This window comes from Sagittula stellata E-37 (genome assembly GCF_039724765.1).
GTDB classification, from domain to species: Bacteria; Pseudomonadota; Alphaproteobacteria; order Rhodobacterales; family Rhodobacteraceae; genus Sagittula; species Sagittula stellata.
In genome coordinates this window covers 2,020,094-2,038,476 of record NZ_CP155729.1, presented here as the reverse complement: position 1 = coordinate 2,038,476, position 18,383 = coordinate 2,020,094, and the positions used below count along the sequence as shown (strand labels likewise).

Below are 18,383 nucleotides of genomic sequence, written 5' to 3'. Positions count from 1 at the left end.
CTCACTGGCCGGACGATCGTCTTCTCGGTACGTCCTGAGGGTGACGCGGGGGATTAACACGGGAAAGAAAAGGCAACGGCAGCCAAAAAAGCCCACATCGGGAACACTCCCCCGCGACAGCCACAGAATATCATCCGCCTGACGTAAGGTCTTCTGCCCTAGCGTTTATTCACCGTGAAAAATGCCTCAGCCGCCTTCCCTCCGCTCCGCCGCCCGTTCCAGCCGCTGGCGGTCCTGCGCCCAGTCGAGGGCCTGTTTCGCCCGCTCCAGATACTCGTCCGCCCGCGATTGCGCGGCCTCCGAAAGCTCCGGATCCGGATGGCGCATGAGACCGCCCAGCACCTTCTGCAGACGCTCCTGCACCTCGCGCACCGCTGCCCCGTCCCGGGCCACCGAATCGAACGCGTCGCCGATCAGCACCTCGGCATCCAGCGGACGGACATGCAACCGGGGGTGCAGCGCCTCCCCATCACCCTCCGTCTCATCCCGATACGCCGACAGGATCCGCCCACACCGGTTGATCACGTCGATCGCCGTACCCGGATCGTTGATCCCCGGCGACAGCGCCTTCGACCCGATCTGCGCCATGGTCATCAACCCGAAACGAGGGTCCTGATCGTAGGTGCGCTCGTCCCCGATGACGATGTTGGAATGCAGCGCGTTGGACAGCCGTTTGCGCGTGTCCTCATCCAGGTCGGACGCGCCGCAGACCTTGGCAAGCGGAGACCTCAGAAAGACGAAATCTCCAATCTCGGCAAGCAGATAGATGTCGCAGTTCAACTCCTCTGCCAAGGTCTGAAGCGGCTCGGGATGGATCATCTGGACGTAACCGGTTTCAGGGGCGATGACGACGAAACCGTCCTCGGGCACCTCTTCGGTCAACGGCACCGCGCCGAGGCACGGCGTGTCGAGCCGCTGCCGGAACTGGAGCGCGGTCTTGTCTTCGACCTGCCGGGCGGAACTGATGAGGCTGCCCAGCGACTGCAGGTGCTGCATCCAGCGGATCAGCGACCAGACAATCAGCGCCAGCATGAAGACCGTGACGCCGAACATCACCAGCGCCTTTTCGTCCCCGATATAGCTCACCTCGCGCAGCACAATCGCAGTCAACGCGTAGACATAGCTGCCGATGAAGGTGGCCAGCGTGTTCTGCGTGACCGTGTCCTGCCGGATAAGCTGTTGCAACCGTGGCGTAAATTGCGAGGCGGTGGCATGGTTCGTCGAAACCATCACCGTCAGCGAGAACGTCGTGACCGTCAACATGGCCGCCGCGATGATGTCCAGCAGCCGGTCGACGGAGGCCCCCGCGATCAGGCTTTGCCACTCTTCCGGCAGGATCCGTTCCACGAGTTGCGACAAGGGGATCACGGCCACTGCCAGCAAGCCGAAGACAGTCACACGCACCCAGAGGCGCCGAAGGTGGCCACGCAGCACGCGCACCGCCTTTTTTGGGAGAGAGAACAAAGATTTCATCCATGCAGAGGTAACACGTCGGCAGCGGTTGCCCAGCCCTGTTGTCGCGACACCCTGCGGCGCTTTGGTACGGGTCACGGCTGATGTCCCGTTCAAGCTCGGTCGCACCGGTCGGGCAAAGCGCCGCGAGGTCCGCCGGCCGTCTCGTGACGATTAATAGTCGCGTCGTTGGCTCATCCGTCCTCACCACCTTCCAAGGCTCGGTTGGACGGACGCCATGTTGCCTGAACAATCAAGACTCACGTTCGGCGCCACTTGGCATGCGGCCTCAGCACCTCGAACGGCAAAATCAACATGGCGAAGATGCACGGCAGAGTTGCTTCCTGCACCGTTCGTTTCGACGGTTACGGCGCCCGGCTTCGCTGTTGAAACAAGGCCGAATTGCCGTTGCATGGACGCACAGACAATATTCTGCCGGACTTGATTTCTGCAATGCAGCACACAACCGGTGCGGGTGCAGCGACGAATTTTCTGTCTTTTCAAACAGCTCGCCGTTATATCCTTCGTCATGCAAGACATCGCCATCCTGATTCCCGCCGCCGGTACAAGTTCCCGAATGCGCGGCAGAGACAAGCTCACCGAAGTCGTTTCGGGTGAGCCCTTGCTGCGCCGTCAGGCGCAGACAGCCATGGCCACCGGCGCGCACGTCTGCGTGACGTTGCCGGATTACGATCACCCGAGGGCCGAGACGCTGGCCGGTTTGCCTGTTCAACTTGTCGGCGTTCCGGATGCGGAGCTCGGCATGTCGGCCTCGCTTCGCCGTGGCGTCGCGATGCTGCCGCGCGGCATGAAGGCGGTCATCGTGTTGCCCGCAGACATGCCAGAGATCGAGACGGAGGATATCTCGCTCCTGATCGAGGGTTTCCGCGCCACGCCCTACCCGATGCTGCAGCAGGCAACCGCAGCGGACGGAACACCGGGTCACCCGGTGCTGTTTCCAGCCAACTGCTTCTCCGCCATCCTGCAACTTACGGGCGACCAAGGGGCGCGGGACATCCTGACGGCGAATGCGCATCGACTGCGCCGGATCGCGCTGGCTGACGAGCGGGCGCTGATCGACCTGGACACGCCAGAAGCCTGGGACGCATGGCGTGGCGGTCCCCCACAAAAGCTGAGTGTCCCGGCCGAGTAGGTCGGGACGACACGGCCACTCCCTAGATCAGCTCAGCCGCGCATGACGGGTCATCACCCGTTGCACTGATGGCCCGACGAAATCCCGCTTTGCCCAGACTTCGCAGACATTGGCGGCCTTCGCTTTTGCGTACATGAAGGGTGACGGGAAGTCGCTGACGATCACCACCGGCACCCCTTTCAACGCCTTGTCGTTGGCCATTTCCTGAACCAGATCGACGCCCATGCCATCCGGCAGGGCGTTGTCCAGGAAGACGATGGAGATCTGCCCTGCCCGCAGCCGTTCGCGGGCCTCCTTCAGGTCGCGAGCGACGAGCAGCGGCACATTCGGGCACTGCTTGGCAAAGACACGACGCATCATGCGCCTGTCGAATTCCTGATCGTCCACGATAAGGCAGTGTTTGTCTGTTTTCGCCATCGGTTCAGCCATCTTCAGCCCGCGTCCAACTTGAAGAACAGAACTTGCGATCCGGTTAAACTATTGATTTTCAATAAAACCCTCGGAAAGAAAAAGGGCGGCTCAATGGCCGCCCTTCTCCTATCGCCGCTTTCGCAGTGATGGCTGCATATGTCGTTCAGCGTGTCAGCAGCGCGGCCTCGTGCTTTTTCAGCGAGCGGCGGGCAGAGGCGTAGGCCTTGATGCCGTCCGCTTCGGCCAGTTCCGGGAACAGTTCCAGGATTTCCTGACGCTGCGCGTTGCCGATACCGGCAAGGCTGTAGTCGCCGGGCTGGAAGCTCTCGGTCCATGCGCCGTTCGAAAGCACGACCTCATGCTGCTCGAACATGATGTGGATGTAGGAAACAGAGCCCACTTCCACCTCTTCGACGCCATCCAGACCCAGCAGGTGCTTGGCGGCGACAAGGACTTCACGCTCTTCGAAGTAGAGGGCGGTCTTGTCGTTTGCCACCAGCACACGGTGGTTCGGAGACACCAGCGTGTCATGCTCGGGCAGGTTGTTGCCCAGAGCCCCTTGCTTGATCAGCACCGGACTCAGGTGCGGCTTGCGCGCCAGGTCGTGGCCGGTCAGGTCCTTGCGACCGACCCACATGATTTCCTGGATGCCGTTGTCCCGGGTGATGACCCGGTCGCCGACCTTCAGGTCCTCGACCAGCCGTTCGCCGCGCGGGGTGGCGATCAGCGTGCCGGGGGTGAAGCAGGGCACGACTTCCTCGATCTCGAAGAAGTCCATGGTGCCGGTCACGGCGCCGGAACCGTCGAGGAACTCGACCGTACCGTCGATGCCGTTGCCGTTGGAGTCCGTCGTCACATTGGTCAGGCGCCAGTCGATGTCCTGCCGGCCGACACCGGACAGGTTCAGGATATCGTAGTCCTGGTTCGGTGCATCTTCCGGGTCGGCCACATCGACGAAGCCGCCGGAGCCACCGTCCACGGTGTCGCCGATACCATGCGCCGCGCTGTCGACAAAGATCACGTCGCGGTCGGACCCACCCTGGATGTCGTCCATCCCCGCGCCGCCGTTCAGCGTGTCGTTGCCTTGGCCGCCGATCAGCGTGTCGTTGTCCCTGCCGCCGGAGATCTCGTCGTCGTCGATGCCACCGTCGAGGTAATCGTCGCCCGAACCGCCCTGCAGCGTGTCGTCGTCATCGCCACCGTAGATCGTGTCGTTGCCAAGGAAGCCTTGCAGCAGGTCACGGTCGTTCTCGGTGTTGACGTCGATATCATCGGTCAGTTCAAGCGAGGCGATGTTGGAGCCGTCGATGTAATCGTTGCCCTGACCGCCATCGATGGTGTCGGAGCCGTGACCACCAATCAGCGAGTCGTCGCCCTGGTTGCCACGGATCAGGTCATCGTCGATGCCGCCGTCGATGGTGTCGTTGCCGCCGCCGCCCGTGATGGTGTCGCGGTCGTCGCCGGTTTCGATGTAGTCGTCGCCGCCTTCACCGTCGACAGAGTCACGGCCGTCTTCCTGGTTCGGGTCGCTGGTGAAGCCGAACACATCGCGCAGCGGGCTGCCCGGTGCAAAGGCCGGATCGTCGTTCTCGTAATCGGAGAAGGTGTCGATACCTGCGATGATCGTGTCGTTGCCCTGGCCGCCGGAGATCGTGTCGGCGCCCTGCACGTCGAACAAGTAATCGTTGCCGCCGCCGAGATCGACGAGGTCGTCGTCGATGCCCGGAAGCACGGTATCCGCACCGCCGCCCGCAACGATGGTGTCGTCGTCATCCCCGGTCGAGATCAAGTCCGCACCCGAGGTGCCGGTCTCGGAGTCGAGGTCGTCGGACGGATCCGGATCCTGGTCGAAGCCGTTCAGCGGGTCGAAGGGCTGCAGCGCCGGCGGAACCGGGAACACGTCGGTGTCGATGCGGCCTTCGGAAATGTCGATGCCGACACCCACGATCATCTCGGCCGAGTCGGTGCCACCGTTGCCATCGTCGATGGTGTAGGGAATGCGTTCCACACCGATGAACCCGGCATTGGGTGTATAGGTCACTTCACCGGTGGTCGGGTCCAGCGTCGCGGTGCCGTTGGCAGGCGTCCCGACGGAGGTCACGGTCAGCACGTCGCCCACATCTGCATCGGTGTCGTTGGCCAGCGGCTCGATCACGATCGGCGTGGCCGGGTCGGTCGAGACGATGTCGTCCATCGCCACCGGCGGGATGTTGGCCGGCGGTGCGGTGTCGGGGGTGACACCGACGCTAACCGTGGCGGTCGAGGTGTTGCCGGGCGTGCCGTCCGTCACCGTGTAGGTGAAGGTATCGATTCCGAGGAACCCGTCGTTCGGCGTGTAGATGATGCCGCCAGTCGTGGGATCGATGACCGCCGTGCCGTTGGCAGGCGTGCCGACTTCCGTGATCGTGATCGTGTCGTCTTCCGGATCGGTGTCGTTGGAAAGCACGTCGATCGTGACCGGCTGGTCTTCGGCCGTGACGGCATCGTCGTCGGTGGCGACCGGGGGCTGGTTGCCCGGGTTGCCCACGGTCACGGTGATGGTCCCGGTGTCGGTCCCACCGTTGCCGTCGTCCGCGGTGTAGTCGAACGTCACGGTGCCTTCGAAACCCGGTTCGGGCGTGTACGTCACTGTGCCGTCGGGGTTCAGGGTGGCGGTGCCGGTCGGCGGAATGCCGACGGTGGTGCAGACGATCGGGTCGCCATCCGGATCGGTGTCGTTGTCGGTCGGGTCGAAGGTGACCGGTGTGTCGACACCCGTTGTGATGCTGTCATCGACGGCGTCTGGCGGCAGGTTGCCGTCCACGTCCACGGTCGAGAACTCGATGTCGGAGATCAGCACGCGCTGGTCGGACACGCCGCCGTTCGCATACTCGATCACGATCTGGCTGATCGGGCCTTCGATTTCGACGAGCGCGGACGCCTCCGGCGACTCGAAGTCGTCGGAACGTGTTTCACCGTCGACGGTGGAGCCGGAGACCGCCGCCGTGCCCGACGGAGTGATCGTCACCGGAACGGGGTTCCCCGCCATATCGAAGGCGGTGACGGTCACGATGTCCTCGAAGGAGCCAGCCTCGTCAGACTTGTCGCCCATGGTCCCGGCGTCGATGTCGTTCAGGCGGAAGGACACGTTCTGCACGCTGTTGGTATAAAGCGCGGACTCTGTCGAACGGAAATCCAGGGTGGTCGTGGACGTCTCTTGCGGCTGCCCCGCCGCATCCCCGAAGAGCTTCAGGTGCGACTGCGGGTCGAAGTCTTCACCGTCTGCGACATAGGCAGGTGCGTTGAAGGTGAAAGCCTGCGCGCCGGGCACGAGCCCATCGTAAGTGATGTCCACTGCGACACCACCCGTGTCGACGGTCGCGGACACGCCGCCGCCCAAGAAGTCGGTGTCGGTCAGCTCCGTGCCGTAGGCGCCCAGAAGACCCCAATCCAGAACCAAGTCAGCCATAATCAAGACCCTTCATATCTTCGTGGGGGCATGCCCCTGGCGCAAGCGCACCATGACAATGCCCACGGCACTGCCCGTTTCCTCATCTGCTCTGGATGTTCCGACGTGTCGGGTGCTGCCTCTGCCCACGTTTTATTTCGTGGACGAAGAACACCATAAGCGGCACGGGAGAATACTCCTCCCTCGCGTCACGCCGGGTCATCCGAACCCGAGCTGCTCAGCGGCCGCCCCCGTGGCCAATGTCTTCACCCCCCAGTTGGGCTTGAAACGTTAATACGGCGAAGCTGCCCCAGTCGGAAAGGAAAAATGGCGCAAACGGGGCAACCTCTGCCGCATCCACGCCGCAAATCTGGCGAAAAAAGGCAGTCTTCTCGGTCATCTGGGTGAGGTTTGTAGCGAGAAAAGAAACCTGTAAATCAACATATTGACAGAATCAAACATCCGCACACCAAATATAGGTACACCTCTGATTGAGCGACGATACTTATGAGTGAAATGGAAACAATGGTGTAAGGGCCAAAAATCGGCAGAAGAATGCGCGTCAGGCCGCTACACATCCGGTCCGTTTGTCCTTTTTGGCGAACCAATTCCCCAAACGGGGCTCAATTGGCCACAAGAGCGCGTCAAGCAAAGACAAATTCGCCCGAATCATCCAAAGATACCGCGTAGTCCGGTCATATTCAACCTTAAGGAGAGGCGGCTACTCGAAATTCATGCCTTTTTTCGGCCGGATTTCACCTGGACCAAGTCCCGGGACGCCATGAATCCCCGGCCGCGCGCCAGCTTTGCGCAAAATAACGCATTTTTCTGACTGTGTTCGCAGCAAGCCTTTTCTTCTTCATGAACGCACGGTGGCGCAGGATTACGCCCGCCATGGTTGAATGGTGCCCAAAACGGCCCGCTTTCATGGCGCTCATGCCGACGGACCCGGAATGCGCGTAGTTAAGCCCGCACTTGTCCGCCGGTAATCCGCCTTGTCCGTGGAAAGCCTTCTTGCCCCGAACCGCCTCGGACGGCTTGCAGGCGCCGCCGCCGCGAACAGACCGCACGACAGTGGCCACACCGCTTCGAGGCACCCCCCTACCCGCCCAGTGGATGGGCATCGTAGGGGTATCTGCGCGCGCCTTGGGCACCCTCATACCAGCGCCAGATCTGCAGATACGGCCGACCCGTCCAACAAGACGCCAATGACCGCCGGTCCGCAGATGCGCGCGCCCCGACGGCAAAAGACGCGCGGATAACCACGCGCCGTTCGTCAATATCCGTTGATTTTCAGGCTGGTACCCAAGGTCGGACTCGAACCGACATGACCTTTCGGCCGGGGGATTTTGAATCCCCTGCGTCTACCATTCCGCCACTTGGGCCCGGACCCGACATTTAGCGGCCCCAAAGCGCGTCGTAAAGTGTCAAACCGCACAGCTTGACGCCCCGGGTCCGCCATGTTCAATCGCTGCGACAGCGAAAAGGAGTGCGCGATGCGCCGCATCTACGACTGGACCATGGCGCAGGCGGGTGGGCAGCACGCACTGCTCGCGCTTGCCTTTGTCTCCTTCATCGAAGCCTCGATCTTTCCGATCCCGCCGGATGTCCTGATGATCCCGATGATCCTGGCGGCGCCGTCCCGCGCATGGCTGATCGCGCTTGTCGCCACCGGATCGTCGGTGCTGGGCGGTCTCTTCGGTTACGGGATCGGCTTCTTCTTCTTCGAAACGCTGGGTCAGCCAATCCTCGAATTCTTCGGCAAGGCCGACAAGATGGCGGAGTTCAACGCGACCTTCAACGGCGCCGGGTTCTGGGCCGTGCTGATCGCCGGCGTCACCCCCTTTCCGTTCAAGGTCATCACGATCATGTCCGGCTGGACCGCGATGCCACTGGCCACGTTCCTCACGACCGCGCTTGTCGCCCGCGCGATCCGCTTTTTCGTGGTGGCCGGGCTGCTTTACGCTTTCGGCGCACCAATTCGTGATTTCATCGAGAGGTATCTCGGGCTTGTCTTCACCCTGTTCGTCGCGCTTCTTGTCGGTGGCTTCCTTGTGCTGAGATACATATGACCCGCAAGACACTGACCCTGCTCGCCACCCTCGGTTCCGCCGCACTGATCTTCGGGGCGCTCGGCTTTCAGTACATCGGCGGGCTGTATCCCTGCAAACTGTGCTACTGGCAGCGCTACGGCCATTTTGCCGCGATCGTCGCAGGGGTTCTGGCGCTTTTCGTTCCCGCCCGGGCGCTTCTGTGGATCGGTGCTGCCGGGGCCGGGTCGTCCTCGGTCATCGCGATCTATCACACCGGTGTCGAGCGTGGCTGGTGGGAAGGTCCGACGACATGCTCTGGCGGCCCGGTCGGCGACCTCAGCACCGACGAGTTGTTCAACCAGATCATGAACGCGCCCGTGATCCGCTGCGACGAGATCCCATGGGAAATGTTCGGCCTGTCGATGGCGAACCTCAATATCGTCGCCTCGGCGGTGGTTGCCATGCTCTTCGTGCTCGCGGTCCGCGCAAAGGCGTGACAGCGCCCGCGCGCTCTGGCATGACCGGCAGAGGCAAGCGGAGCGCGGCATGACCAACAGACTGGCCCTCATCCTCGGCGGGATCATCGCGATCCTGATCGTCTGGGACCTGACGCTGTTCAACGGGGCCAACCTGCTGTTTCTGGGAAAGAAACTGTACTGGCTGATCGACTACGTGGCCTTCTGGCGCTGACGGCCCGGGCGGCAATCGGCCACGCCCTGCCCCACCCGAGCACGTGCACACCTACGAAGTTCGCCTGCCCCCTCGACCGCAGCAGCACGCCCGCCACCCTTGACTTCGGGGATGCTGGATGCTTGGTAGCGTTAACATCACTTGACCGGGCGCGCCACGCCGCCGACGCTCGCTGCAGAAGACTGCCACAGAGAGGACACTCCCATGACCGTCACAGTCGCCATCAACGGTTTCGGCCGCATCGGCCGCAACGTGCTGCGTGCCATCATCGAGTCCGGCCGCACCGACATCGAAGTGGTCGCGATCAACGACCTCGGCCCGGTCGAGACCAATGCCCACCTGCTGCAGTACGACAGTGTGCACGGCCGTTTCCCGGTCGAGGTAAGTCACACCGAAGACAGCATCGACGTGGGCCGGGGGCCGATCAAGGTGACCGCGATCCGCAACCCGGAAGACCTGCCCTGGGGTGATGTCGACGTCATCATGGAGTGCACCGGGATCTTCACTTCCAAAGAGAAGTGCCAGGCGCATCTGTCTACCGGTGCGAAGCGCGTGCTGATCTCGGCGCCGGGCACCAATGCCGACAAGACCATCGTCTTCGGCGTGAACGACAGCGTTCTGACCAAGGACGACCTGGTCGTCTCCAATGCGTCCTGCACCACGAACTGCCTGTCACCGGTCGCAAAGGTACTGAACGACGAGTTCGGCATCGTGAAGGGTTTCATGACCACGATTCACAGCTACACCGGCGACCAGCCTACTCTGGACACGATGCACAAGGACCTCTATCGCGCCCGCGCCGCAGCGCTGTCGATGATCCCGACCTCCACGGGCGCGGCAAAGGCCGTGGGTCTCGTGCTTCCGGAACTGAACGGCAAGCTGGACGGTGTCGCGATCCGCGTGCCCACACCGAACGTTTCCGTCGTCGACCTGACGTTCGAAGCGGCCCGCTCGACCACCGTGGAAGAGATCAACGACGCGATCCGCGCCGCTGCCAACGGCCCGCTGAAAGGCATCCTCGGCTACACGGACAAGAAGCTGGTGTCGTCGGACTTCAACCACGACCCGCACTCTTCGATCTTCCACACCGACCAGACCAAGGTCATGGAAGGCACCATGTGCCGTATTCTGACCTGGTACGACAACGAGTGGGGCTTCTCCAACCGCATGAGCGACACCGCGGTCGCCATGGGCAAGCTGATCTGAGCCATGCGCTTTGGGGCGGCGCGTCCGCCCCTTCCCGGCGTGAAGCCTCTCGACACAGGCATCAAGGCGCCAAGACATACTGTTGCAAAGAAAAAGGCGCCGTCCTCACAAGAGGCGGCGCCTTTCGAATTCCATGGTGTCCTGTCCGCAGGTCAGGTCTGGTTCAGCCACCGTAGACCGCCTGATGCGCAATGCGCGGCATGTCGGCGCGAGCGATGTTCAGGTCGCGGGCGGTTTCTTCCGGCATGGACGTCAGTTCGAACAGGGTGCGTTTGTACTCGGCGCGTTTCGCCATGCGGCCACGGATGTTGCTAACGAAGCTCATGTCTTTTCCTTTCAGTTTGCGTTTCGTTACCGCCAACATAAGCTTGCTGCGCCGCAGCACAATTGTCGTATAGGCCGGGTCGCCATGCACGAAATGCAAAGCAAACCAAGGGAAATGTTAACGCCGCCGTGCAGCATCGAACGCAGAAAACAGCTCTGTGAACAGCAAAGAGGCAAGAGAGCGTCGCGCAGGATTTTGTCGGGTCCGCCACGACATGTCCGTGTGGCGCGCCATTGAGAAGTCGAGTGCGTCTACAGGTTTGAACAAGCCGCGCAGGATCATCCTGCCCGGGTTGCGCTGGAAAGACGTCAGTCCGAACAGGCAATGAAATCTGGTTTAGCGCGCGATGCCGTCGATGAACGCGTCAATGCTGGACAGGTAACCGGGCTTGCCGAACAAATCGTCGTGCCCCCCCAGTTCGATCGGCACCAGTGTGGTTTCGCTTCCCGCCTCATCCAGCGCCGCTGCCACGCGCTCCCCATGGCTGAAGGGGATCAGACTGTCCTCCGTGCCGTGGATCACCAGCGAAGGGGCCATGACCCTGCGCGCGTCATCCAGGCTTTGCCACTTCTGCACGCCAGGCATCACGCAGGCTGGCAGAAATGAGCGCGCCGACATCAGTTCGCACAGCCGCGCATAGGGCGCCGCCAGGATCATCCCGTCTACCGGGCGCTCGGCCGCGGCATGCAGCGCGAGCCCGGTGCCCAGGGAATAGCCGTGCACGATCACCGGGCCGTCTTTACCGACGAGCTCTGGCAGCGCGTCGAACACAGCCAGGGCATCCGCCTTCAGCCGGTCTTCGGACGGCGTTCCCGGGACGCCACCGCCGCCGCGATACCCCATCGCGACAACGCTGCGCCCGGCCTCCGCATGATGACGCAGCATTGGGGCAAAGGCGCGCAAGGCCCCCACGTTGCCCATGAAGTAGATCACAACCGGCGCGCCGGCCGCCCCCACGTGCTTGTAGACCCGCAAAGGACCAGCGTCGGTGGACACGTCCTGCGGGTCAAAGCCGTATTCTGAAAATTCGACCTGACTGTGAAACGGATAGACCAGCCTCGTGTGCACCGACACAGCCGCCACGCCATAGGCCACGTAGGCCAGCACGCCGAAGATCAAGACCAGCAGGAGTGCGCGGCGCGCTTTCAATCGAAGCGTGCCTCGAGCGCGTCCCGCACTGGCGGCGTCACGAACTTCGAGACATCGCCGCCCAAACGAGCGATTTCTTTCACCAGTTTCGATGCAATCGCCTGGTGCCGGGCCTCCGCCATCAGAAACACTGTCTCGACCGAATCGTCGAGCGTACGATTCATGCCGACCATCTGGTATTCGTATTCGAAATCTGCCACGGCGCGCAGACCGCGCACGATGACCGAGGCACCCACATCGCGGGCGCAGTCGATCAGCAGGTTCTCGAATGGGTGCACGAGGATTTCGCACCCCGTCTCCCGGGCGATGTCGATGCACTCTGCCTCGACCATGGCCACACGCTCTTCCAGCGTGAACAGCGGCCCCTTGTCCCGGTTGATCGCGACACCGATCACCAGCCGGTCGACCAAGGTCGCGCCGCGGCGGATAATGTCGATATGTCCCAGAGTTATGGGATCGAAGGTGCCTGGATAAAGACCGGTGCGCATTGTGAGGCTCCCCCGTTATTCTCGCCGCGCGCAAACGCAACAATATTGCGCCAGCGAATGCAAGGGGCAAACCTCAGAACCACGGACCTTGCGTCAGGTTCGCACATCGTGGCGAGCCGCCGAATGCTACAGTTCGGCAGTCGGCGCCTGTCACAGGAGGCGCGGCAGGCGCACGACGTTTTTCGCTGTGAGTTCAGTGCCCCATGATCATGCCCTCGAGGGCGGTCTTCTCCATCGCCAATTCGCTGAGGCGGGCCTTGACCACGTCACCCAACGTGATGAGCCCGACCATCTTGCCGTCTTCGACCACGGGCATGTGACGGAAGCGGCCCTCCGTCATCGTGGCGAGGATCGCGTCGGCGTTGTCGCCGCGCGCGCAGGTCACAAGTTTCTTGGTCATGTAGTCATCCACTGCGTCCGAAAGGCAACCCGCGCCGTTCGAAGCCAGCACCCGCACGATGTCACGTTCGGACAGGATGCCCTCTGCAACCACGCCGTCCGAAGAAATCACCACTGTCCCGATCCGCTTCTCCGCAAGGATCTTCGCCGCGTCCGCGACTTTGGTGCCCGGTTTGACCGTATACACGCTGTCGATACCCTTACTCTTCAGAATCTGCTGGACCTGCATGGCGATGCTCCTCGTCTGCGATAGCTTTCACCCAGCGTCACCGAGGTGCGACAACCTGTCAAGTCAGCCAATGGGTTGAAAACACGGATCGGGCACCGACTAAAGGTGTATTTACGAGGCCGCCTGTGCTTCGAGCCGGGCCAGCTCGGCGCGCATTCCGGCGACGAGCGCCTCGGCAAACCGGTTCATACGCTCCAGCCGCCGGTCGTCGGCGTGGCGGACAAGGTAAAATGAGCGGACAAGCTCCATCTCTTCCACCAGCAGGCGCTTGACACCTTCGGCCTGTGGCAGGGCAAAATCGTGAACGATCCCGAGCCCTGCCCCGCCCTTGATCCACTGGAACTGCACAGCGACGGAGTTGGACGCGAGCTCCACCCCGTTCATGCCGAGATCGGCGAGATAATCCAGCTCCTTGTCGAAGATCATGTCGGGAATGTAGCCGACGATCCGGTGTCCGCGCAGGTCTTCGAGCGTCTCGATCGGGGCTCTTGAGGCAAGATAAGCGTCGCTTGCCGAAAGATGCAGCCGGTAGTCGGCAATCTTCTGAACGACGAGCCGCCCGGCCGTCGGAGGAGAGACCGCGATAGCCATGTCGGCTTCACGCCGGGACAGGTTCACGACGCGCGGCAGGGCGACGATCTGCACCTCCAACTCCGGGTTCTGATCGGCAATCGTCGCACAGACCTGCGGCAGGAGGTAATTGGCGCAGCCGTCCGGTGCACCGATCCGCACCTGCCCCGACAACCCCTCCGAGCGGCCCTTTACAGCCTCTGTCGCGAGCAGTGCCGCCTGCTCTGCCGATTCCGCATGATCGACCAACCGCGCGCCGGCTTCGGTCAGCGCGTAACCCTGTGGCGATTTCGCGAAGAGCGGAGCGCCCAGCCCCTGCTCAAGCCGTGCCACGCGTCGTCCGACAGTCGCCGGGTCCATGCGCAGCACCCGCCCCGCCGCAGACAAGCTTTCGCCCCGCGCCACAGCGAGGAACACGCGCAGATCGTCCCAGTCCATTTTGCACTCCTGCAAAGCCCCTTTGCCAAACTGCCCCTTCCTTGCGCAAAATTGCAAGAGTAGGGTCCCCGCAACACTGAAACTCTGGAGGACTGCAATGACCGAACTCACCAACTGGATCAACGGCCAGCACGTCAAATCGACGTCGGGCCGCACCTCGGACGTCTACAACCCAGCCACCGGCGAAGTGCAGGCGAAAACTCCGCTGTCCACCGTGGAAGAGCTGAATGACGCCGTGGCCAAAGCCGTGGAAGCTCAGAAGAAATGGGGCGCCACCAACCCGCAGCGCCGCGCCCGCGTCATGATGAAGTTCGGCCAGCTCATCAACGCGCACATGGACGAGCTGGCTGAGCTGGTGTCCCGCGAGCACGGCAAGACCCTCCCCGACGCCCGCGGCGACGTACAGCGCGGTCTTGAGGTGGTCGAGGTCTGCATGGGCGCGCCCAACATGCTGAAGGGCGAGTTCACCGATGACGGCGGCCCGGGCATCGACCTCTACTCCATGCGCCAGCCCCTGGGTGTCGTGGCCGGCATCACGCCGTTCAACTTCCCCGCCATGATCCCGCTGTGGAAGATGGCGCCGGCGCTGGCCTGCGGCAACGCCATGATCCTCAAGCCGTCCGAGCGCGTGCCCTCCACCGCCCTGCGCCTTGCCGAACTCATCAAGGAAGCCGGCCTGCCCGACGGCGTCCTGCAGGTGGTCAACGGCGACAAACAGGTCGTCGACGCGATCCTCGACAACGAGGACATCGCAGCCGTGGGCTTTGTCGGCTCCACGCCGATCGCGCAGTACATCTATGGCCGCGCAGCATCCAACGGCAAGCGCGCACAGTGCTTCGGCGGCGCGAAGAACCACATGATCATCATGCCCGACGCCGACATCGAAAAGGCGGCGGACGCGCTGGTGGGTGCGGGCTACGGCGCGGCCGGCGAACGCTGCATGGCGATCTCCGTCGCCGTTCCGGTGGGTCAGGAGACTGCCGACAAGCTGATCGACGCCCTCGTGCCGCGTGTCGAGAAACTGCGCGTCGGCCCCTACACCTCCGATCAGGAGATGGACTACGGTCCCGTCATCACCGCGCAGGCCAAACAACGCATCGAGGGCCTCATCGACAGCGGTGTGGAGCAAGGCGCGAAACTCGTCATCGACGGGCGCGGCATGGAGCTTCAGGGCTACGAGAATGGCTTCTTCTGCGGCCCGTCGCTGTTCGACAATGTCACGCCTGACATGGACATCTACAAGGAAGAGATCTTTGGCCCGGTCCTTTCCACCGTCCGCACCGACACCTATGAGGACGCGCTCAACCTCGTGATCGACAACCCCTACGGCAACGGCACGGCGATCTACACGGCCGACGGCGACACCGCCCGCGACTTTGCCCACCGGGTGAACGTCGGCATGGTCGGCATCAACTTCCCGATCCCCGTACCGCTGTCCTACCACACCTTCGGCGGCTGGAAGAAATCGGCCTTCGGCGACCTCAACCAGTACGGCCCTGATGCCTTCCGCTTCTACACGAAGACGAAGACGGTCACTGCGCGCTGGTTCTCGGGCATCAAAGAAGGCGGCGAGTTCAACTTCAAGGCCATGGACTGAACCAGAACCGCATTCTGTTCCCATGCAGACAAGGAGTGTCCCACCGGGCACTCCTTTTTCATTCCCGGGCCCCTTCCGAGAAAAAAGAACACCCGACAGCACCAAACCCACTCCGGCAACAGCCGCTCCGCGCGTGCCGCATCATGTCAGACCATGCTTCCATCAATTTTAGGGAATTTGGGAATTTGTTCCAAAGGCCCAAGCACTCCACCTGGTATCGAGTGTTGATAGCCAATGGAATTTGCGCCAGATGGAACGCTGTTCCAAAAGGAGGCCCGCCATGTACGAATCTCTCGGCTTCGAAAACCTCACCGCACCGCAGGCTGCGGTTTATCTTGCGTTGGGCCTCGGTCTCCTGTTCGGTGCGCTCGCCGAACGTACCAGGTTCTGTTTTCGCCGCGCGCTTGTCGGCGAAGACCGCCGCGCCGCATCGGGCGTCTGGTTCATGGCACTGGCGACCGCGCTGATTGGCACGCAGGCAGCCGTTGCGGCGGGCTGGATCTCCTTCGCGGAACATCGGTTCATGGCCCCCGATCTGCCCTGGCTGGCCATCGTCGCCGGCGGTCTGGCCTTCGGCGCCGGCATGGTGCTGACGCGTGGCTGCGTCTCCCGCCTGACCGTGCTGAGCGCCACCGGCAACCTGCGCGCGCTCACCGTTCTGGCGATCTTCGCCATAACCGCCCATGCACTGCTCAAAGGTGTCGCCTCCCCGATCCGCACCGCGCTCGGCAGCGTGACTGTCGATCTCGGCGCGACCGCCGGCTTCGCCAGCCTGCCCGGTGGCGCATGGCTGTGGACCGCGGCCCTTACCGGCCTCGCGCTGCTGGTCGTGGCCCGGTCCAAGGCCAGCCCGTCGATGCTGGTCGGCGCAGCGCTTCTGGGGCTTCTCGTCCCCGCAGCCTGGATCGGCACGGGCTTCATCCTCTACGACGATTTCGACCCGGTGGTCATGCAAAGCCTCGCCTTCACCTCGACCTGGTCCGAGACACTGTTCTGGGTCATCGCGTCCACCGCGGTCCCGGCCGGCTTCGGCGTAGGTCTGATCATCGGTGTGCTCGCGGGCAGTTTTCTCTCGGCTGCCGCCACGCGTCGCCTGCAGTGGCAAAGCTTCTCCAGCCCGCGCGAAACCGGCCGCTACCTGACCGGCGCCGTCCTGATGGGCTTCGGCGGCGTGCTGGCCGGTGGCTGCACGGTCGGCGCGGGTCTCTCCGGCGTACCTACCCTGTCGTTCGCGGCCATGCTCGCCCTCGGCAGCATCGCCGCGGGCGGGCTCGTTACGAATGCACTGCTCAAGGCCACCCCGCGCAGCACCCACGCCCTCGCGCCGGCAGAGTGACGCCAACCTTCATCTTGGAAGAAAAACCTCGGGGGAGCCGAAGGCGGGGGCAGAGCCCCCTGCGGCCCGGGCATCGCCCGGGCTATTCCTGTCTGCGCGCATGCGCAGGCCGCATGACACCCGCCTCAAGCGCCCCGCTCAAAGATCGGGGCCCGCGCGCTCCACGTGATGGCGGATGCGCCGGATCATCAGCCAGACCACCAGCACCACCGGCACCACCGCCGCCGCGGTCATCGTGCCCTTTGACAGCCCCAGCGCCTCGGCCACCGGATACAGCAGGTAAGACACGAGCGAGACCGCGTAATAGCTGATCGCCACCACCGAAAGCCCCTCGACCGTGTGCTGCAGACGGAGCTGCAGTTCCGCCCGCCGGTCCATGCTCTCCAGCAACTGCTGGTTCTGGGCCGAGCGACCGACCTCGACCCGCGTCCGCAGCAGGTCCGCCGCGCGCGTGGCCCTGGCCGTCATGCTTTCCAGCCGCTTCGCCGAGGACTTCACCGTCCGCATTGCCGGATCGTAGCGGCGCATCATGAACTCCGAAAACGTCTGCCGCCCCTGGAACCGCTCTTCGCGCAGCACCGCGATACGCTGTCCGACAATGGCCTCGTAGGCCTCCGTCGCGCCCAGCCGGAACGACACCTGCGCCGAGATCTTCTCAAGCTCAGCCGTAACCGACAGAAGGGTCTTCAGTGTCGCCTCCTCATGCCCTTCGCCTTCCGTCATGACCTGCATCAGCCGCGTCAATTCCCGGTCGATCTCACCCATGCGCGGAGAAATCTCTTTCATGCGGGTGAACCCCAGCATCGACATGCTCTTGTAGGTCTCGATCTCGCACAATCTTTGCACGATCCGCCCGGCCCGCCTGTGGCCTACGCTGGACTTGGTGAAGACCGCAAAGCGCTGATGGCCGCCGGGATCGATACGGAAGTCTCCCGCGATCACCGCCTCGCGGTCGATCACTTCGCTGACCGCGATGCTCTCCGGCACCAGCCAGTCCTCCAGTCGGGCGCGGATGTCATCGTCGTCCATCCGCCGTTCCACGCGGATCATGGCCGACGTCACGCGGACGCCCGGCGCCTTGTCCAGCCAGTCCTGCGGGAAAACGGAGAAGTCCGCCGGGTCGAAAGGCCGCTCGCCCAGCCCGGGCAGAAAGACGGTGTAGGTCACGAATTCCGTGTGCTGTTCCCACTTCACCGTGTTCTGTCCGATCCGCGCACTGAAGTGCGTGGCCCCCGGCGACGGATGCGCCGTGCCGTGGCGGTCCAGCAGGTCGATCAGATGCGCGAAATCCTCGTCTCGGTCGCGGGACGCCGCGTCCTTTGGTCGTTTCACAGCGAGATAAACAGCCCGGCACGGCGTCGTCAGCGAGGGAAACGGTCGTGCGTGAAGTTCGTTGGCAAGCTTGTACCGCAACGGGTGATCGGTGATCGGCGGCATGTCAGGTCTCCATGGCTTGGCCGCGCTGATGCCGCGCCGCAGC

17 protein-coding genes and 1 tRNA gene are annotated in these 18,383 nt (G+C 63.1%); 7 read left to right on the top strand and 11 right to left on the bottom strand.

Going from position 1 to position 18,383, the window contains the following annotated elements; all coding sequences use genetic code 11:
* Positions 1-186: 186 nt before the first annotated feature.
* Positions 187-1,551, bottom strand: coding sequence for a DUF2254 domain-containing protein (locus ABFK29_RS09660; protein ID WP_347100389.1), 1,365 nt, complete (start codon positions 1,549-1,551; stop codon positions 187-189).
* 478 nt (positions 1,552-2,029) lie between these two features.
* Here ABFK29_RS09660 and ABFK29_RS09655 point away from each other — a divergent pair, with 478 nt between their 5' ends.
* Positions 2,030-2,605, top strand: coding sequence for a nucleotidyltransferase family protein (locus ABFK29_RS09655; protein WP_232281535.1), 576 nt, complete (start codon positions 2,030-2,032; stop codon positions 2,603-2,605).
* A 27-nt stretch (positions 2,606-2,632) separates the two neighbouring features.
* Here the strand turns inward: ABFK29_RS09655 and ABFK29_RS09650 are convergent, their stop codons facing one another.
* The 4 genes from ABFK29_RS09650 to ABFK29_RS09635 form a co-directional block, all read right to left on the bottom strand.
* On the bottom strand, positions 2,633-3,022 hold the full coding sequence (locus tag ABFK29_RS09650) for a response regulator (protein WP_005857380.1): 390 nt from the start codon (positions 3,020-3,022) through the stop codon (positions 2,633-2,635).
* A 157-nt stretch (positions 3,023-3,179) separates the two neighbouring features.
* Positions 3,180-6,464 (bottom strand): Ig-like domain-containing protein, encoded by a 3,285-nt coding sequence (locus tag ABFK29_RS09645; protein WP_005857378.1) that lies wholly within the window; start codon positions 6,462-6,464, stop codon positions 3,180-3,182.
* A gap of 217 nt (positions 6,465-6,681) precedes the next feature.
* On the bottom strand, positions 6,682-6,843 hold the full coding sequence (locus ABFK29_RS09640; protein ID WP_005857376.1) for a hypothetical protein: 162 nt from the start codon (positions 6,841-6,843) through the stop codon (positions 6,682-6,684).
* A gap of 899 nt (positions 6,844-7,742) precedes the next feature.
* A tRNA-Leu gene (locus ABFK29_RS09635) sits at positions 7,743-7,828 on the bottom strand.
* Positions 7,829-7,939: 111 nt separating this feature from the next.
* Here ABFK29_RS09635 and ABFK29_RS09630 point away from each other — a divergent pair.
* The 4 genes from ABFK29_RS09630 to gap all read left to right on the top strand — a co-directional run bounded on the left by ABFK29_RS09630 (position 7,940) and on the right by gap (position 10,372).
* Positions 7,940-8,515 carry a VTT domain-containing protein gene (locus tag ABFK29_RS09630; RefSeq protein WP_040605139.1) on the top strand — a complete coding sequence of 192 codons (576 nt, stop codon included), beginning with the start codon at positions 7,940-7,942 and terminating at the stop codon, positions 8,513-8,515.
* Entirely contained in the window at positions 8,512-8,973 is a 462-nt protein-coding gene (locus ABFK29_RS09625) for a disulfide bond formation protein B (RefSeq protein ID WP_005863406.1), read from the top strand. Before ABFK29_RS09630 ends, ABFK29_RS09625 begins: the two co-directional genes overlap by 4 nt.
* A gap of 49 nt (positions 8,974-9,022) precedes the next feature.
* The gene (locus ABFK29_RS09620) at positions 9,023-9,166 is read left to right on the top strand and encodes a hypothetical protein (protein WP_005863404.1); all 144 of its coding nucleotides are present in this window, start codon (positions 9,023-9,025) and stop codon (positions 9,164-9,166) included.
* A gap of 204 nt (positions 9,167-9,370) precedes the next feature.
* The gene (gap, locus tag ABFK29_RS09615) at positions 9,371-10,372 is read left to right on the top strand and encodes a type I glyceraldehyde-3-phosphate dehydrogenase (RefSeq protein ID WP_005863402.1); all 1,002 of its coding nucleotides are present in this window, start codon (positions 9,371-9,373) and stop codon (positions 10,370-10,372) included.
* A gap of 163 nt (positions 10,373-10,535) precedes the next feature.
* Here the strand turns inward: gap and ABFK29_RS09610 are convergent, their stop codons facing one another.
* The 5 genes from ABFK29_RS09610 to ABFK29_RS09590 all read right to left on the bottom strand — a co-directional run bounded on the left by ABFK29_RS09610 (position 10,536) and on the right by ABFK29_RS09590 (position 13,970).
* Complete coding sequence (locus tag ABFK29_RS09610; RefSeq protein ID WP_198135767.1) at positions 10,536-10,697, bottom strand: hypothetical protein; 162 nt, start codon at positions 10,695-10,697, stop codon at positions 10,536-10,538.
* A gap of 336 nt (positions 10,698-11,033) precedes the next feature.
* A complete protein-coding gene (locus tag ABFK29_RS09605) occupies positions 11,034-11,846 on the bottom strand; it encodes an alpha/beta hydrolase (RefSeq protein ID WP_005863398.1) in 813 nt (270 codons plus the stop codon).
* Positions 11,843-12,334, bottom strand: a complete 492-nt coding sequence (gene coaD, locus ABFK29_RS09600; protein ID WP_005863397.1) for a pantetheine-phosphate adenylyltransferase — start codon at positions 12,332-12,334, stop codon at positions 11,843-11,845. Before coaD ends, ABFK29_RS09605 begins: the two co-directional genes overlap by 4 nt.
* A 193-nt stretch (positions 12,335-12,527) precedes the next feature.
* Complete coding sequence (locus tag ABFK29_RS09595; protein WP_005863394.1) at positions 12,528-12,962, bottom strand: CBS domain-containing protein; 435 nt, start codon at positions 12,960-12,962, stop codon at positions 12,528-12,530.
* A 111-nt stretch (positions 12,963-13,073) separates the two neighbouring features.
* Positions 13,074-13,970: a LysR family transcriptional regulator gene (locus tag ABFK29_RS09590; protein ID WP_005863392.1), complete on the bottom strand. Its 897-nt coding sequence runs from the start codon at positions 13,968-13,970 to the stop codon at positions 13,074-13,076.
* A 97-nt stretch (positions 13,971-14,067) separates the two neighbouring features.
* Between ABFK29_RS09590 and ABFK29_RS09585 the strand changes: the two genes are divergently transcribed.
* Positions 14,068-15,567: a CoA-acylating methylmalonate-semialdehyde dehydrogenase gene (locus ABFK29_RS09585; RefSeq protein WP_005863390.1), complete on the top strand. Its 1,500-nt coding sequence runs from the start codon at positions 14,068-14,070 to the stop codon at positions 15,565-15,567.
* Between the two features lie 280 nt (positions 15,568-15,847).
* Positions 15,848-16,903: a YeeE/YedE family protein gene (locus ABFK29_RS09580; protein WP_005863388.1), complete on the top strand. Its 1,056-nt coding sequence runs from the start codon at positions 15,848-15,850 to the stop codon at positions 16,901-16,903.
* Between the two features lie 138 nt (positions 16,904-17,041).
* Here the strand turns inward: ABFK29_RS09580 and ABFK29_RS09575 are convergent, their stop codons facing one another.
* Positions 17,042-18,340: a DUF3422 family protein gene (locus ABFK29_RS09575; protein ID WP_040605138.1), complete on the bottom strand. Its 1,299-nt coding sequence runs from the start codon at positions 18,338-18,340 to the stop codon at positions 17,042-17,044.
* Positions 18,341-18,383 lie beyond the last annotated feature (43 nt).